The sequence below is a fragment of the Micromonospora sp. DSM 45708 genome (genome assembly GCF_039566955.1).
Taxonomy (GTDB): Bacteria; Actinomycetota; Actinomycetes; order Mycobacteriales; family Micromonosporaceae; genus Micromonospora.
The window spans coordinates 4492710-4507068 of record NZ_CP154796.1 but is presented as its reverse complement, the minus strand read 5'-3'; the positions used below and the strand labels follow the sequence as shown (position 1 = coordinate 4507068).

Sequence of the window (14359 nt, the reverse complement as noted above, 5' to 3'; positions counted from 1 at the left end):
CCGTCCGGCGGGTCAGACGGTGATGACGACCTTTGCCCGGGCGTGTTCACCTTCGAGGTACCGGATGGCGGCGGGCACCTCCGCGAGCGGATAGGTGCGGTCGACGACCGGGGTGAGGTGGCCGGCTTCGGCGTGGGCGCGCAGCGCGTCGAGGTGTCGCCGGCCGGGCGTCGTGGTGAGGACGACGACGCGGTGCCGGACGAGGGGCGCGACCAGCCGGCCGCGTGCGATCAGCCAGACCGGGCCGACGAGGTGGCCACCGCGGTAGACGCCGCCGCCGGAGAGCACCAGCGTCCCGGACGGGGTCAGCGCGCGCCGCAGCGCGGTGAGCGAGCGGTTGCCCACCAGGTCGAACACGACGTCGTGGCGGCGCGGGTCGCGGGTGAAGTCGTCGCGGGTGTAGTCGATCACGTGATCGGCGCCGAGTGTGCGTACCAGGTCGACGTTGCGGGTGCTGCAAACCGCGGTGACTGTCGCGCCGAACGCCTTCGCGAGTTGGACGGCCAGGGTGCCGACGCCGCCGGAGGCGCCGTTGACGAGGACGCGGTGACCGGGTCGGACCCGCCCGGCCTCGCGCAGTCCCAGGAGCGCGGTGGTGCCGGCCAGCGGCAGGGCCGCCGCCTGCTGCGGCGTCAGGTTCGCCGGCGCCGCCGCGACCAACGCCTCGGGTACGCACACGTACTCCGCGAACGCGCCGTTGGCGTCGCCGAGGTCGCCGTAGACCGGGTCGCCCACGCGCACCCGCCGGACGTCGGCGCCGACGGCCTCGACCCGGCCGGCGAAGTCGCGGCCCCGGATGCGCGCCCGGGGGCGGGTGCGCCCCATCGCCAGTCGGGCCAGCCACGGATCGCCCCGCATGGCGTGCCAGTCGTACGCGTTGAGCGCGGCGGCCTCGACCCGCACGCGCACCTGGTCGGCGGCGGGCTGCGGCACCGGAACCTCCGCCAGGGTGAGCGTCTCCGGCGGGCCGTACCGGTCCTGGACGATCGCCTTCATCATGCCTCCTTGGTGTACGCCGTACACCTATGGTCGGTGTACGGCGTACACCTGTCAAGGTGGTTAGGGTTCAACCACCGCCGCCGGGGAACGAGGACGAGATGGCTGAGCAGGCCGAGGTGGTGCGCCGGGCGCCACTGACCAGGGAACGCATCCTGCGGGCCGCCGTCGCGCTCGCCGACGAGGCCGGCATCGCCGCCCTCAGCATGCGCAATCTCGCCCAGGAACTGGGCGTCGTGCCGATGGCCCTCTACAAGCACGTCGCCAACAAGGACGAGCTGCTCGACGGCATGATCGACGCGGTCGTCGCCGAGATCGACCCGCCGGCCACCGGCGGCGACTGGAAACACACCGTCCGCCGACGCGTCCTCTCCGCACGGCAGATGCTTCGTCGCCACCCCTGGGCGCCGCTCGCGATCGAGACGCGCAACACCGCGACGCCCGGCGTCCTGTCCTACCTCGACTCGATGGTCGGGGCGTTCCGGGCCGGCGGGTTCTCCGTCGACCTGGCGCACCACGTGATGCACGCGATGGGCAGCCGGATCCTGGGCTTCAGCCAGGAACTGTTCGACGCGTCCCGGGACGCCGGCCGGTCCGGCACGTCCGGGCCCGAGCCGTCGGCCGCCTTCCCGCCGGAGGCCGCCGCGCGCTTCCCTCACCTCGCCGAGGTCGCCGGGGCGGCGTCCCACCAGGACGGCTCGATCGTCGGGTCGGGCTGCGACGACCAGTTCGAGTTCGAGTTCGCGCTCGACCTGCTGCTGGACGGCGTCGAGCGGTTGCACCGGCAGGGCTGGGCCTCGTCGCGCCGAGTGTCCGTCCGCGCGGCGGACAGCGGGCGGGGCCCCGACGTGAACTGACCGGCGCGGCACCGATCCGCGCCGGCCCGGCCAGCCGGGAGGGGAATCCAGGAACGACCACGACAGGTGGGTCCGGCTGGCCTTCGCCGGGCGGGTCTGAGCCCACCGGTCCTGTCGTACCCGCGGCCTAGCCTCGTCCCGGTCGCACCGACGGGGAACGGAGACGCCGATGACCTACCCACCGCCGCGCTACCTCGGGTCCACCGGGGAGACCAGCGCGACCTACCGCCCGGCCGACGCCGCGCCCGAGCTGCGCCACCCGAGCGGTGGCGGGGCGCACTACCTGGCCACCGGCGCGACCACCAACGGCCGGTTCGGGCTCTACCGGTGGGACATGGGCGCCACGCCCAGCGGCCCCGCGCCGCACTTCCACCGCAGCATCTCCGAGTCGTTCTTCGTGCTCAGCGGCACCATCCGCATCTACGACGGGCGGCGCTGGATCGACACCGGGCCGGGCGACTTCGTCCACGTGCCGGAGGGCGGGGTCCACGCGTTCCGTAACGAGTCCGGCCAGCCGGCGTCGATGCTGCTGCACTTCGCGCCCGGCGCGCCCCGGGAGGGCTACTTCGAGGGCATCCACGAGCTGGCCGAGCTGAGCGAGGACGAGCGGACGGAGTTCTTCCTCCGCCACGACACCTACTGGCTGTGACCGCGGCGGGGTCGGCTCATGTCGACGCCGTACGCCTCCTCGCGCACGTCGGCGGGCGGGCGTACATGTCGACGCGCCGGTCGACGGGCCGAATCCCGCGCGGCCGACACGCCCCGCAATTCCTATAGAAATTGCAGATTTTCAGCGGACTCTCAGGCTTTCTCCGATTGACTTTAATGTGACCGTCGGGGATATTCCTAGCGGCGCATCGGGGCGCGGGGCGAGCGGATGGAGTCTGCGGATTCCGACTGCGCGACGTGCGCGTAACAGTCGGTGTGCCCTGCTCCGCGGGGCGCGGATAGGTTTGGAAAAATGATCAATCGCGCCGTCGAATTCGCCAAGCACAATACGCCGAACTCCATGCGCGTCGCGGCCCGGCGGGCGCAGATGGAAACGCGCAACACCCGGATGCGGCTCACCGTGCCGGTCGTTTCCCGCAGCGAATTCGACAACATATTCCACTGCACCGTCCGTAAGACGGGCAGCCAGTGGATCAAGGCGTTGTTCAGCGACCCGGCCGTCTACCGTCATTCCGGGCTGCTGCCCTACGACCCGCGCTTCTACTCCGGCGGCGCGACCGCGCCCGTCCCGCGCGGCCGGGTGGGCCTCGCGATCTTCCTGTCCCACCGGCGGTTCGAGGCGGTGCCGAAGGCCGGCACGTACCGCGCGTTCTTCGTCATCCGCGACCCGCGCGACGTGGTGGTGTCGAGCTACTTCTCGCTGCGGAACTCGCACGCCCCGATGGGTGACATCCCGCAGGCGCGAAAGGCCCTCCAGGAGAAGTCGAAGAAGGAGGGGATGCTCTACGTCATCGACCGCCTCCGCGACAAGAAGCAGTTCGGGCAGATGCGTTCGTGGGCGGTGGCCCCGCCCTCGGAGACGTTCCGCCTGTTCCGCTACGAGGACCTGACCGGCGACCGGCAGGCGGAAGAGGTGGACCGGTTGATGCGGCACTGCGGCATCACGCTGCCGCCGTCCGAGCTGGCCGCCCTCCTGGCCCGCTACAGCTTCACGAAGATGAAGAAGGACAAGGAGACGCCGGGCCGGATCTCCCACTACCGCAAGGGCGCGGCCGGCGACTGGCACAACCACTTCGACGACGACATCTACGCCGCCTACACCGCGGCGGCCGGTGACCTGGCCGAGGTGTTGGGCTATCCCGCCCGCGACGCGGTCGCCTCCCGCCCCGACGGGCCGGGACCGGCGGCCCGGTAGGGCCGGCGGCCCGGCCCCGGTCGCCGTATCCTGCTGCCGTGGAGCTGCGGTTCACCACGCGTGCGTCCGACTCCGCGTGGGTCGACTCGGTGTGGACCTGCACCAGCGGACGGGTCGCGGAGATGACGTCGGTGGCGACCGCCTGCTGGGGCCTGGTGTTCTGGCAGCGCGACGGTCAGCCGTACGCGAGCGTCTCGGGGCCCGAGACCGGCGCGGGCGTCGCGCCGGTGCCCGACGGCGCGGCCTTCGTCGGCATCGAGTTCGCGGTGGGGACGTCGCTGCGCGCCCTCCCCGCACCCGCTCTGGTCGACCGCGGCGCCGAGCTGCCCGACGTCACCCGCCGGACGTTCCGGCTGGCCGGCGACCGGTGGGAGACGCCGGGCCCGGACGACGCCGAGGCGCTTGTCGACCGGCTGGTGCGGGCCGGCGTCGTGGTCCGCGACCCGTTCGTCGCCGAGCTTCGCCGCGGCCACCGCCCGTACGCGTCGCCGCGTACGGTGGAACGTCGGTTCCGGGCGGCGACCGGGCTGACCCAGGGCGCCGTGCGGCAGATCGAACGCGCGCGGGAGGCCGCGGCGCTACTGGCCGCCGGCGTTCCGGTGGCCGAGACGGTCGCCCGGCTCGCGTACGTCGACGAGCCGCACCTGGCCCGCGCGCTGCGCCGGTACGTCGGACGGACGGCGGGGCGGTTGCGCGCGGGCGGCGGCGGACCGATCGCGCTGGACCTGGGTCAGCGGACCACGTCGTAGATCAGCTTCAGCACGCCGTTCGGGTAGGCCGCGGACTCCCGCAGCCGCAACGTCTGCTTGTCCTTGTCGGCGGTGCTGAACAGGCTCTTCCCGGCGCCGAGCAGGACCGGGAAGACGAGCAGGTGGTACCGGTCGATCAGGCCGGCGTCCGACAGTCGTCGGGCCAGCTCCGCGCTGCCGTGGATGAAGACGGCCCCGCCCTCGCCCCGCTTGAGCGCGGCCACGTCGTCGGTGGAGCGCAGGATCGTCGTCGGGCCCCAGCCGTCGACGAGCGCGTCGTCGGGCAGCCCGGACGAGACCACGTACTTCGGCAGGTCCCGGTAGTCGGCGTGGTCCTCGGAGTCCCGCCAGAGAGGCGCGAACGCCTGGTAGCTGCGGCGGCCGAACATCAGCGCGGTGGTGTCGGCGAGTTCCTCGCCCTTGAGCGCGAACGCCTCCGGCACGAACTCGATGTCCTTCACCACCCAGCCGCCGCTGCGGTGCTCCTCGCCCGGCCCGCCGCCGGGGGAGTCGACCACGCCGTCGAGCGACAGGAAACCGGTATACACAAGATCACGCATGGGGGAATGCTAGGAATCCGGGCGGCCCGGTGTCTTGTACGGAAACGACACGTCAGGCAGCGGGACCACGCTCGCCCTCACCCAAACGTACGCTTTGACAAGCGACTGTCTGTATTCGGCTCCGGCGTTTCGGCGGGACCGGGAGCGGGCACGCCGGGAGAAGGGAGGTCGATGTGAACAGACCGAGCCGACCCGACCGGCGGCGACTGTGGGGCCCGCCGGTGCTCGCCGTCGCGCTGCTGGCCGGCGCGTGCACCGACGGCGGGGCCGACCCGGGCCGGGGCGCGCCCACCGCACCGTCGGCGGCCCCGACGTCCGCCGGCGTACCGTCGGCGTCGTCGTCGACCGCCACGACCGTGACCATCCCGAAGTCCGCGTTCGTCGACCTGCCCGCGGAGCTGCGCAAGGGTGCCCCCCAGCCGATGGAGGTCGCCGACGCGCTGCCGAAGCTGTGCGCCGAGGAGTTCGCCACCGGAGGCCGATCGGTGACCGCGGGCGCCGCGATGATGAGCACCTACAAGACGCCCGGGGACCCACCGGAGAACGTCCCCTACGGCACGCTGCACCAGACCGTCTTCGCCTTCACGGGCACCGGCGCCGGCGACTACCTGCGTCGGGTCCGGGACGCGCTGGCACCCTGCCGCTCCTTCCCGGAGCGGGGCGGCACCGTCACCGTCCGGTCGCAGCCGCTGGCCGGCACCGGCGACGACGCGCTGCTGGTGACGCTCACCCGGCCGGCGACGAGCCTCGACGGAAGCCCGGCCGAGGGCACCACCACCAGCCAGATCACGGTGGTGAAGATCGCCGACGCGGTGACCGTCGTGCACGACCAGGGCTGGGAGGGCAGCAGCAACGACCCCGACCTCGCCGACGACGTCGCCCGCGCCGCCGTCCGTGGGCTCGACTCCTGGCAACGGTGAGCCGGCCCACCGTGACGGCCCGTCCGCGAGGATCGCGGGCCACCGGGCCACCCCGTCAGGAGACCGCGGTCCGCACCAGCTCCGTGAGCCGCTTCTCCACCGCCGGGCTCCACCGCAGCAGCGCGTACGCCGCCGGCCACATGTCGCCGTCGTCGAGGTTGGCCGCGTCCTGGAAGCCCACCGTCGAGTAGCGGTAGTTGAACTTCCCCGAGTCCTGGAAGAAGACCACGATCTTGCCGGCCGCGTTCGCGTACGCGGGCATGCCGTACCAGGTCTTCGGCGACAGCTCGGGAGCGGCGGCGGTGATCGTCACGTGCACGCGCTCGGCCAGTTCGCGGTCGTCCGGCGCCATCTGCGCGATCCGGTCGAGGAGCGCCTGGAGCTCGTCGGCCTTCTTCGCGCCCTTCTTCCCCTCGGCGCGCAGCTCGGCCGCGCGCTCCTTCATGGCGGCGCGTTCCTCGGCGCTGAAGCCCTCGGACATCTCAATCCCCCCTCGTCACGGCGGCCGGCGTGGTGCCGCCCGCTCGAAAGGAACGCTATGGCCCGACCGGTCCGGCCGCTTCTCGATTCCTGATCAGCTCGCCGTCCGGGCCGACACTCCGTGCCGAAGGGGCCCCGACCGGCCGATGAGTTTGGCATGCTGCGGCGGTCTACCCGCCGAACTCACCTGACCAGAAGGAGCACCGCGATGGCGAAGGTCATCTCCACGCTGTTCATCTCGGCCGACGGCGTCGCCGAGATCGACCCTGATTGGCACTTCCCCTACTTCGACGACAACATGGGCCGCGCCGTCGCCGAGGACTACGACACCTCCGACGTGCTGCTGATCGCCCGCCCGACCTACGACAGCTTCGCCGGCGCGTGGCCGGACCGGGAGGCCGCCGGCGGCGACGACGCGCCGTTCGCCAAGCAGCTCGGCGACATGCGCAAGGTGGTCGTCTCCCGCCAGCCGCTGGAGTTCTCCTGGCGCAACTCCGAGCTGATCCAGGGCGACCTCGTCGACGCCGTGACGGCGCTCAAGGCCGATGCCGGCATCAAGGGCATCCTCATCCCCGGCTCGATCTCGGTGGTGCAGCAGTTGCTCGCCGCCGGGCTGGTCGACGAGCTGCGGCTGCTGGTGCACCCGGTCGCGGCCCGCAAGGGGCGCAAGCTGTTCGACGAGGGCGACCACCCGTACCACCTGCGGGTGACCGCGACGGAGGCGTACCCGACGGGCGTCATCCGGGTGATCTACGCGCCGGCCGGGGCCCCGGGCCAGGCCGGCTACGACGACGCGAAGGAGCAGTTGGCGACCGGGAGCTGACGGGGCGGGGCCCGCCGGCGGGCGGCCCTGGCTCAGTCGAGCAGGGCCAGCAGCGCGTGCAGCGCCGGGTTGGTGCTGTCCACCGGCCAGGCCAGCCCGACGTCCACGGTGGGCGTCGGGGCGGTGAACCGGCGCAGCCGTACGCCGGGCAGCCGTAACGCGCGGGCCCGACCGGCCGGCACGGCCGCGACCACGTCGCCCTCCGCCACCGCGCGCAGCAACTGCTCGTCGTCGGGCTCCTGCCGGACCAGCCGGAAGCCGCCGCGCGGCCAGACCTGGGCGATGGTCCGGTCGAACATGCCGGGCCCGTTCTCCCGTGGCCACATCACCGCCGGCAGGTCGACCACCTCGGCCCGGCCGATCCGGCGGCGGCCGGTGGCCAGCGGGTGGCCCGCCGGCACCGCCAGCAGCAACTCCTCGGTGTCGACCGTGCGGCAGGCCAACGCCGACTCGTCCACCGGCGGCCGGACGAACGCCGCGTCCAGCCGGCCGGCGAGCAGTCCGGCCACGTTCGGCGCGGTCCAGGCCGTCTCGGAGACCACCTCGACGCCGGGGTGGGCGGCCCGGAACCGGGCGATCAGCGCGTCGACCCGGCCGCCGCGCGCCGACCGGGTGTACGCCAACCGCAGCCGACCACCCCGGCCGCGCGCCAGGTCGCGGATGCGGGCGGTGGCGGCGTCCACGTCGGCGAGCAGCCGGGCGGCCTCGTCGGCGACCCGGGCGCCCACCTCGGTCAGCGTGCAGCCCCGGCTGGTGCGGAACACCAGCGGCACGCCGAGCTGCCGTTCCAGGGCGCGGATCTGCTGGCTGAGCGCGGGTTGGGCGATGCGCAGCCGGGCCGCCGCGCGGGTGAAGTGCAGCTCGTCGGCGAGCACCACGAACGAGCGCAGCCGGCGCAGGTCCGACCAGGCGCCCGGGGCCTCCACCATCCCGCCATCATAAGCGCCGCTTATCGCCGCCGGTCCGATCCGTCTTGGACGACATCGTGTCCGCGGGGCCACCATCGGCAGCACAACGACGGTACGAGCGACGGGAGCGGGCCATGACGGCAGCGGACGTGGTGGTGGTCGGCGGCGGGGTGATCGGGATGACCACGGCGGTCACGCTTCAGCGCCGTGGCGCGCGGGTCACGGTGCTGACCGCCGACGACCCGGCGGACATCGTGTCCACGGTGGCCGCCGCGGTCTGGTACCCGAGCCACACCGAGGCGGACCCCCGGGTGCTGCGCTGGGCCCGGGACACCCACGCCGAGCTGCGCCGCCAGGCCGCCGACGGCGTGCCCGGGGTGGTGGACCGGCCGACCCGGATGTGGTTGCGCCGCCCCTACGCCGGGCCGCCGTGGTGGGCCGACGCCTGCGGTGACCTGGTGGCCGAGCCGGCCCGGCCGCCGTACACCGCGCTGCTGCGGTTCACCGCGCCGACGGTGGAGATGAACCGCTACCTGACCTGGCTGCACCGGCAGGTCGAGGCCGGTGGCGGCCGGATCGTCCGGCGTGCGCTGGAGACGCTCGCCGAGGCGTACGAGATCGCGCCGACAGTGGTCAACGCGACCGGCCTGGCCGCCGGCCGGCTCGCCGCCGACCCGGCCGTCCACCCGGCGCGCGGGCACATCGTGCTGGTGGCGAACCCCGGCCTGACCGTCTCGGTACGCGACGAGGACGACCCGGCGGGCGTCACGTACGTGCACCCGCGCCGGCACGACGTGGTGCTCGGCGGCACCTACCAGCTCGGGGTGGGGCACACCCGGCCGGACCCGGAGACGGCGGCGGCGATCCGGCACCGCTGCGTCGCGTTGGTGCCGCGGTTGGCGGACGCGCCGGTGCTGGGGGAGCGGATCGGGTTGCGACCGGTCCGGCACGGCGGGCCCCGGGTCGAGCGGGAGCCCGGCGGCGGGCGGCTGGTGCACGCGTACGGGCACGGCGGTGCCGGGGTGACGTTGTCGTGGGGCTGCGCGGCCGAGGTGGCGGACCTGGCCCTGGCCGGCGACTGGCACTCGTCGTCCCTACCAACCTGAGGGCGTGGACGACTCAGTTCAGTTGCTCGGCCAGCGCGACGATGATGCCGCTCGGCCCGCGCAGGTAGCAGAGCAGGAAGCTGTCCTCGAAGCGGGTCACCTCGCCGACGAGTTCGGCGCCGTGCGGGCGGAGGCGGGCGAGCGTGGCCTCGATGTCGTCGACGGCGAACATGACGCGGTGCAGGCCCCGCGTGTTGGCCGGGGTGACCTTCGGCTCGGGCGTGATCGCCTTCGGGGAGTGGTACGTCGCCAGTTCGAGCCGGCCCGGCGCGTCCGGGATCCGCATCATCGCGATCTCGCTCCGCATGTCGTCGAGCCCGACGACCTTTCCCGCCCAGCTTCCCTCGATCGGCATCCGGCCTTCCAGCTCCATGCCGAGCGCGGTGAAGAACGCGACGGCGGCGTCGAGGTCGTCGACGACGATGCCGACGTTGTCCATGCGCTGAATCGTCATGTCCCCGAGGGTAGGACGGCGGACCGACAGCCGGTGTTGTGCGCCGCGACGAGCCCCGGCAGTTCGTCCAGCGACCCGATCCGGAACAGGCACCGCTGCGCCACGGTCGGCAGGTCGAGGATGTGGCCCCACGGGCCGCGCCGGATCAGGCACGCCCGCAGGCCGGCCGCCATGGCCGCGTGCGCGTCGTTGTCCGGCCGGTCCCCGACGTAGAGGATGGACGACGGGTCGCGGCCGGCCTCGCGGACCAGCCGCGCGAAGAACGCCGGTGCCGGCTTCGCCACGCCCCAGCCGTGCGACGTGCCGATCACGTCCACCGGAAGGTCGAGCGCGCGCAGGCTGGCCTCGGCGTGCGCCGGCTGGTTGCCGGCCAGGCCGACGAGCAGTCCCTGCTCCCTCAGCGCGTTCAGGCACGCCCGCGCGTCCGGGTAGAGATCCTCCTCGCCGAACGACTCCGGCTGCCCGGCGGCGGCCCGACGCGCCAACTCGGTCGCGAGATCGAAGTCGGGCCGGACGGTCCGGAAGACCTCCTGCCAGTCCTGTCCTCGGGCGATCACCGCGCCGAGGACGGCGGAGAAGGTGTGCCGGGGCACGCCGAGCCAGTCCGCCCAGTCCGCGAACTCGCGCGACTCGTCCAGAAGCGTTCCGCCGACGTCGAAGAAGACCGCCTCGATCATGCGGTCTCGAACGGCCACGGCTGGGGACCGAAGAGATCGGTGCAGGCCGACAGCAACTTCTGCTGTGCCTCGGCCAGGCGGGCGGCGGCGGGTCCTCGGTCCACCTTGAGGTCGTTCTTCACCCAGAGCTTCTCGGCCTCCACACCGGCCAGCACCAGTTCTCGGCCGGCCTCGCGCACGCCCGGGTCGGTCGACCTGACGGCTCGCGCGCCGGGCCGGGTGCCGGCGCCGTAACCGAGGTCCTGCTTTTCGATCGCGTCAGCCACCAGGCGACATGCGGACGTCGCCGCCAGGTCGGACGGCGCGGTGGGACTGGCCTGAGCGGAGCTGGACGCGTCGGTGGACGCACCGCCGCAGACGAGGAGGAGCAGGGAAAGGACGGCCAGGCTACGGATCACCGCAGGAGGATAGCGATCAATTCACGGCCGGGCCGCCCCGTTGGCGGGCGACGCGTCAGCGCGCCGCTGTTTCCAGCGCGGCCAGGTGATGCAGGACCCCGCCGGTCCAGGGTGGAAAGCCCGCCGCCAGGACCGAGGCGACGTCGGCTCCGGCCGGGTCGACGACCAGACCGGCGTCGAGGGCCCGACGGGCCGCGGCGACCATCGCGGCCGGATCGGGGCCGGCGTCCAGCAGCGCCTGGACGAACGACATGGTGCCGTCGCTCGTCACCACCGGGATGCCGCCGCGGGCGCGCATTCCGGCGACCGCCCGCGCGGGGGTGTCACTGGCGACCTCCACGACCGGAGCGTCCGGGGGGAAGAACACGGCGGCGAGCGGATGAGCGGTGAGCTGCGGGAACTCGCGGACGCCCGGGGTCGTCGCGACGGGGTACGCCGGCGTCGCGGTCCCGGCGACGGTGCGCATCGCGAAGAACAGGTGGCTCAGCGCCGGGAACTCGGGGGCGCTGAGAAGCGTGTGTAGGGCCGCCGTCTCGATCTCGAAGGCCTCGTCCGGTGGCGTGCCGGCGCTGCGGACCGCCACCTCCCGGACCGCCGCCAGCACGCGGAGCGGGCTGCCCGCTGCCCGTCGACGCACCTCCGCGGCGAGGCCCGGCGGTTCGGCTGTGCCGCCCGGGATCTGGTAGCCCGGACGCTCCCACCGTTGGGTGAACGGTCCCGGCGGTTGGGCCAGCACCCAGGCGCGGGCGGCGCCGACGACGTCGTCGGCCAGTTCGTCGACCAGGCCGGCCCGCAGTGCGGCCCGGGGGTGGAACACGGTGCCGGGACCCACGATGTCGAGCACGGTCGCCGCGATGCCGGCCATCCGGGTGACGCGGACCGTGCCGCCACCACCGGGCAGGATGCCCATGCCGGCCTCGGCGAGTGCCCAGATCACGTGCGGGTCGTCCGACCCGACGCGGTGATGGCAGGCGAGCGCGAGTTCGAAGCCCCCACCGAGCGCCGAGCCGTTCAGCGCCGCGGCGACCGGTCGGCCCAGCGTCTCCAGCCGCCGGGCCTGGTCGCGGATCGGCACGAGCAGGTCGTACGTGGCAGCCGCCTCCGCCGGGGTGATCTCACCGGGTTCGAACTCGGGGCCGGCGACGAACGAGCGCTTGGCCGACGTGAGCACGACGCCGCGGAGTCGGTCCAGGTGCGCGGTGAGGTCGTCGAGGCAGGCGTCGAGCCCGTCGAGGTGCCGTCGGTTGATCATGTTGGCGGTGCGGCCGGGGTCGTCCAGGGTCACCGTCACCACGCCGAGGGCGTCCCACTCCCAGCGGACCGCACCGAACTGTTGGACGTTTGTCATACCGTCAGCCTAGAGAACTGTTGGATGAACGTCCAACGGTAGTGTGGAGCCATGGCGAGCGGTGAGGACGTGACACCCGGCGTCGACCTGGTCGATGTGCTCCGGGCGGTCGCCGATCCCATCCGGCTGCGCATCGTGCAGACGCTCGCGGACGGCCTACCGCACGGCAAGTGCGGCGCCCACTGGGATTTCGGCGTGCACAAGTCGACCATGACGCACCACTTCCGCATCCTGCGCGAAGCGGGCATGACCCGGACCATCGTCACCGGCCGGTCGCACAGCATCCAGCTCTGCCGCGAGGAACTGGACGCCCGCTTTCCCGGCCTGATCGAGGCGCTGACCGCCACCGCGGATTGCCGGTCGGGGTCTGCGAGCACCACGCCGCGGTGACCGCGATCCGGGCACCCGGCCCGTGAGAAGCCCCGCCACCGGTGCACGGTGGCGGGGCGACGGGTCACTCACTCGCCGGCGGCGCGTACCCGGTCGGCCTCCGCGTCGGCCGCGCCGACGACCTCACCACCGCCGGTCCCGCCGTCGTCCTCGACCAGCCGCCCGGCGGCGGCCAGCCCGATCGGTGCGTACCTGGGGTCGGTCATCTCGTCCTCCTCACCGGTGCGCCTGTCCTCACCGGTACCCCGAGGGGGCGGGACGCCGCCCCGGGCTCAGTGGCAGCCGCCGGTGCCGCTGTCGGTGTAGGTCTGCCCCGCCACCGGCACGAACTGCCAGTCGTAGCTGGTGGCGTGCAGGGTGAACTTCAGGACCCCGAACGCGCTGCTGTTGCGCGCCTCGCTGTTGGGCTGGATGGTGCCGAAGCCGTAGTGGTCGGCCCCGCCCATCCCGGCGACGAAGCTGCGCAGCCCCCGCGCGGCGTCGTAGCCGCCGTTGGCGTTCATCGGCGCGAACCGCTCGTAGACGTGGTTGTGTCCCCACACGACGACGTCCGCGTCGTAGTCGTAGAGCGCCTGGTAGAGCGGTCGGGTGCCGGTGGACGGCGCGTGGTTGGAGCTGGACGTGTAGAGCGGATGGTGCCAGTAGGCGAGCGTGCACGGCTTGGTGCTGGCCGCGAGGTCCGCCCGCAGCCACTGCTCCTGCGTCGAGCCGGCGGACATGCTGACGTTGGAGTTCAGCGACACCACGTGCCAGTTGCCCAGGTCGTACGAGTAGTAGCCGCGCCCGCTCGGCCCGGCCTGGCTGCCGAAGTAGCCGTAGTAGCCGCTCGCGCCGGAGGTGTTGTAGTCGTGGTTGCCCGGTGCCGGCCGGGTACGCGCCTTGTGCCGGCCCCAGGTGGGCGCGTAGTAGCTGGCGAACTCCGACGCGGTGCCGTTGTTGTAGACGTTGTCGCCGGTGGTGAACACGGTCCCGGAGATGCCGTCGAGCAGCGCCGCGGTGGCCGTGTCCCCGGAGCCCGAGGTGGCGATGTCGCCGGCGCCGACCAGGACCGGGTCGGCCGACGGCGCGGTGGTGCCGGTGGTGACGACCAGTTGCGGGGCGGTGGCGCCGCTCTCCCGGGCGTCGTAGTAGGCGCCGTCGCTGCTGGCGGAGGTGGCCGCCAGGCTGACCGTGCCGTTGCCGGTGACCGCGGCGGTGACGTCCACCTCGTACCAGCTTCCGGCGCCGACCGACCCGATCGAGCCCAGCGCGACGCCGTCCGCGGCCGGCTGGTTGTTCCAGGTGGTGCCGGTCTCCGACCAGGTGGTGCTGGACATCGCCCGCACGCTGCCGCCGGCGTCGCTGCCGTCGTTGCCGCTGATCGTGTGCAGCCGCAGCTTCGCGCCGGTCACCGTGCCGCTGAGGCCGGTGACCGAGAACCGCAGGAACATCCGGCGGGCGGGGGAGTTGTCCACCACGATCTGGGTGGCGGTGCCGTAGTTGGTGCCGGCGGTGTCGCTCTGCACGTACGTGTCGGCGACCGGGGTGAACGTGACGCTCGCCGCCGACGCGGCGCCCGAGCCGGTGAGGACGGCGGCTGTGCTGGCGGCGACCAGCACGGCAGCCGCGCCCAGCGTGACCGATGGCCGGGGGAGTCGAATGCCCATCCAGGGGCCCCTTCCGTGGGGGTTGTGACAGCCCACGGAATGTAGGAACGTCGATGGACCGGTGGGCAACGGGCGGGTGAACGCCGCGTCCGGACAGGGAAACTCCTCGATGTTCTCGCGCCGTTCGCCGACCGCACATCCGGGCGGCACCGACCGTCCGTTGTGGTCGCCGGGCCCCGCCCG

The 14359-nt window shown here is 73.2% G+C and carries 18 protein-coding genes; 8 read left to right on the top strand and 10 right to left on the bottom strand.

The annotated features are described in order from the left end of the window. Positions 1–12: 12 nt before the first annotated feature. Positions 13–996: an NAD(P)-dependent alcohol dehydrogenase gene (locus VKK44_RS19045; RefSeq protein ID WP_343442469.1), complete on the bottom strand. Its 984-nt coding sequence runs from the start codon at positions 994–996 to the stop codon at positions 13–15. A 101-nt stretch (positions 997–1097) separates the two neighbouring features. Here VKK44_RS19045 and VKK44_RS19040 point away from each other — a divergent pair, with 101 nt between their 5' ends. The 4 genes from VKK44_RS19040 to VKK44_RS19025 all read left to right on the top strand — a co-directional run bounded on the left by VKK44_RS19040 (position 1098) and on the right by VKK44_RS19025 (position 4466). After that, positions 1098–1853: a TetR/AcrR family transcriptional regulator gene (locus VKK44_RS19040; RefSeq protein ID WP_343442468.1), complete on the top strand. Its 756-nt coding sequence runs from the start codon at positions 1098–1100 to the stop codon at positions 1851–1853. A gap of 169 nt (positions 1854–2022) precedes the next feature. After that, complete coding sequence (locus tag VKK44_RS19035) at positions 2023–2502, top strand: cupin domain-containing protein (protein ID WP_343442467.1); 480 nt, start codon at positions 2023–2025, stop codon at positions 2500–2502. A gap of 312 nt (positions 2503–2814) precedes the next feature. Then, on the top strand, positions 2815–3717 hold the full coding sequence (locus VKK44_RS19030) for a sulfotransferase domain-containing protein (protein WP_343442466.1): 903 nt from the start codon (positions 2815–2817) through the stop codon (positions 3715–3717). A 38-nt stretch (positions 3718–3755) separates the two neighbouring features. Then, positions 3756–4466, top strand: a complete 711-nt coding sequence (locus tag VKK44_RS19025) for a helix-turn-helix domain-containing protein (protein ID WP_343442465.1) — start codon at positions 3756–3758, stop codon at positions 4464–4466. On the opposite strand, the gene VKK44_RS19020 is transcribed toward VKK44_RS19025, so the two are convergent. Continuing rightward, a complete protein-coding gene (locus VKK44_RS19020; protein WP_343442464.1) occupies positions 4448–5026 on the bottom strand; it encodes a dihydrofolate reductase family protein in 579 nt (192 codons plus the stop codon). The two genes, VKK44_RS19025 and VKK44_RS19020, sit on opposite strands and share 19 nt — an antisense overlap. Positions 5027–5199: 173 nt before the next feature. On the opposite strand from VKK44_RS19020, the gene VKK44_RS19015 reads away from it, so the two are divergent. Next, complete coding sequence (locus tag VKK44_RS19015; protein ID WP_343442463.1) at positions 5200–5946, top strand: hypothetical protein; 747 nt, start codon at positions 5200–5202, stop codon at positions 5944–5946. Positions 5947–6001: 55 nt separating this feature from the next. Here VKK44_RS19015 and VKK44_RS19010 read toward each other — a convergent pair whose 3' ends face one another. Beyond that, complete coding sequence (locus VKK44_RS19010) at positions 6002–6427, bottom strand: iron chaperone (protein ID WP_343442462.1); 426 nt, start codon at positions 6425–6427, stop codon at positions 6002–6004. Between the two features lie 207 nt (positions 6428–6634). Here VKK44_RS19010 and VKK44_RS19005 point away from each other — a divergent pair, with 207 nt between their 5' ends. Further along, positions 6635–7249 carry a dihydrofolate reductase family protein gene (locus VKK44_RS19005; protein ID WP_343442461.1) on the top strand — a complete coding sequence of 205 codons (615 nt, stop codon included), beginning with the start codon at positions 6635–6637 and terminating at the stop codon, positions 7247–7249. A gap of 32 nt (positions 7250–7281) precedes the next feature. Here VKK44_RS19005 and VKK44_RS19000 read toward each other — a convergent pair whose 3' ends face one another. Then, positions 7282–8178: a LysR family transcriptional regulator gene (locus tag VKK44_RS19000; RefSeq protein WP_343442460.1), complete on the bottom strand. Its 897-nt coding sequence runs from the start codon at positions 8176–8178 to the stop codon at positions 7282–7284. A 113-nt stretch (positions 8179–8291) separates the two neighbouring features. On the opposite strand from VKK44_RS19000, the gene VKK44_RS18995 reads away from it, so the two are divergent. Continuing rightward, positions 8292–9263, top strand: coding sequence for an FAD-dependent oxidoreductase (locus tag VKK44_RS18995; protein WP_343442459.1), 972 nt, complete (start codon positions 8292–8294; stop codon positions 9261–9263). Between the two features lie 13 nt (positions 9264–9276). On the opposite strand, the gene VKK44_RS18990 is transcribed toward VKK44_RS18995, so the two are convergent. From VKK44_RS18990 to VKK44_RS18975, 4 genes are read right to left on the bottom strand one after another with little or no spacing between them, the layout of a single operon-like run. Beyond that, positions 9277–9717, bottom strand: coding sequence for a VOC family protein (locus VKK44_RS18990; protein WP_343442458.1), 441 nt, complete (start codon positions 9715–9717; stop codon positions 9277–9279). After that, complete coding sequence (locus VKK44_RS18985) at positions 9714–10394, bottom strand: HAD family hydrolase (protein WP_343447815.1); 681 nt, start codon at positions 10392–10394, stop codon at positions 9714–9716. The genes VKK44_RS18990 and VKK44_RS18985 overlap by 4 nt, the downstream gene beginning before the upstream one ends. Then, positions 10391–10792 (bottom strand): hypothetical protein, encoded by a 402-nt coding sequence (locus VKK44_RS18980; RefSeq protein WP_343442457.1) that lies wholly within the window; start codon positions 10790–10792, stop codon positions 10391–10393. The genes VKK44_RS18985 and VKK44_RS18980 overlap by 4 nt, the downstream gene beginning before the upstream one ends. Positions 10793–10847: 55 nt before the next feature. Further along, complete coding sequence (locus tag VKK44_RS18975) at positions 10848–12140, bottom strand: enoyl-CoA hydratase/isomerase family protein (protein WP_343442456.1); 1293 nt, start codon at positions 12138–12140, stop codon at positions 10848–10850. Between the two features lie 51 nt (positions 12141–12191). On the opposite strand from VKK44_RS18975, the gene VKK44_RS18970 reads away from it, so the two are divergent. Continuing rightward, positions 12192–12530: an ArsR/SmtB family transcription factor gene (locus tag VKK44_RS18970; protein WP_343442455.1), complete on the top strand. Its 339-nt coding sequence runs from the start codon at positions 12192–12194 to the stop codon at positions 12528–12530. 68 nt (positions 12531–12598) lie between these two features. Here the strand turns inward: VKK44_RS18970 and VKK44_RS18965 are convergent, their stop codons facing one another. Further along, positions 12599–12736 (bottom strand): hypothetical protein, encoded by a 138-nt coding sequence (locus VKK44_RS18965; RefSeq protein WP_343442454.1) that lies wholly within the window; start codon positions 12734–12736, stop codon positions 12599–12601. 66 nt (positions 12737–12802) lie between these two features. After that, positions 12803–14176 carry a CBM96 family carbohydrate-binding protein gene (locus VKK44_RS18960; protein WP_343442453.1) on the bottom strand — a complete coding sequence of 458 codons (1374 nt, stop codon included), beginning with the start codon at positions 14174–14176 and terminating at the stop codon, positions 12803–12805. Positions 14177–14359: the final 183 nt, after the last annotated feature.

Bases quoted from the DNA above. Each gene is read 5' to 3' on its own strand.
- VKK44_RS18960 (WP_343442453.1), bottom strand. From the start codon at position 14,176: ATGGGCATTCGACTCCCCCGGCCATCGGTCACGCTGGGCGCGGCTGCC.
- VKK44_RS19040 (WP_343442468.1), top strand. From the start codon at position 1,098: ATGGCTGAGCAGGCCGAGGTGGTGCGCCGGGCGCCACTGACCAGGGAA.
- VKK44_RS19045 (WP_343442469.1), bottom strand. From the start codon at position 996: ATGAAGGCGATCGTCCAGGACCGGTACGGCCCGCCGGAGACGCTCACC.
- VKK44_RS18975 (WP_343442456.1), bottom strand. From the start codon at position 12,140: ATGACAAACGTCCAACAGTTCGGTGCGGTCCGCTGGGAGTGGGACGCC.
- VKK44_RS18990 (WP_343442458.1), bottom strand. From the start codon at position 9,717: ATGACGATTCAGCGCATGGACAACGTCGGCATCGTCGTCGACGACCTC.
- VKK44_RS19010 (WP_343442462.1), bottom strand. From the start codon at position 6,427: ATGTCCGAGGGCTTCAGCGCCGAGGAACGCGCCGCCATGAAGGAGCGC.
- VKK44_RS19020 (WP_343442464.1), bottom strand. From the start codon at position 5,026: ATGCGTGATCTTGTGTATACCGGTTTCCTGTCGCTCGACGGCGTGGTC.
- VKK44_RS18995 (WP_343442459.1), top strand. From the start codon at position 8,292: ATGACGGCAGCGGACGTGGTGGTGGTCGGCGGCGGGGTGATCGGGATG.
- VKK44_RS19035 (WP_343442467.1), top strand. From the start codon at position 2,023: ATGACCTACCCACCGCCGCGCTACCTCGGGTCCACCGGGGAGACCAGC.
- VKK44_RS18970 (WP_343442455.1), top strand. From the start codon at position 12,192: ATGGCGAGCGGTGAGGACGTGACACCCGGCGTCGACCTGGTCGATGTG.
- VKK44_RS19030 (WP_343442466.1), top strand. From the start codon at position 2,815: ATGATCAATCGCGCCGTCGAATTCGCCAAGCACAATACGCCGAACTCC.
- VKK44_RS18965 (WP_343442454.1), bottom strand. From the start codon at position 12,736: ATGACCGACCCCAGGTACGCACCGATCGGGCTGGCCGCCGCCGGGCGG.
- VKK44_RS18985 (WP_343447815.1), bottom strand. From the start codon at position 10,394: ATGATCGAGGCGGTCTTCTTCGACGTCGGCGGAACGCTTCTGGACGAG.
- VKK44_RS19005 (WP_343442461.1), top strand. From the start codon at position 6,635: ATGGCGAAGGTCATCTCCACGCTGTTCATCTCGGCCGACGGCGTCGCC.
- VKK44_RS19000 (WP_343442460.1), bottom strand. From the start codon at position 8,178: ATGGTGGAGGCCCCGGGCGCCTGGTCGGACCTGCGCCGGCTGCGCTCG.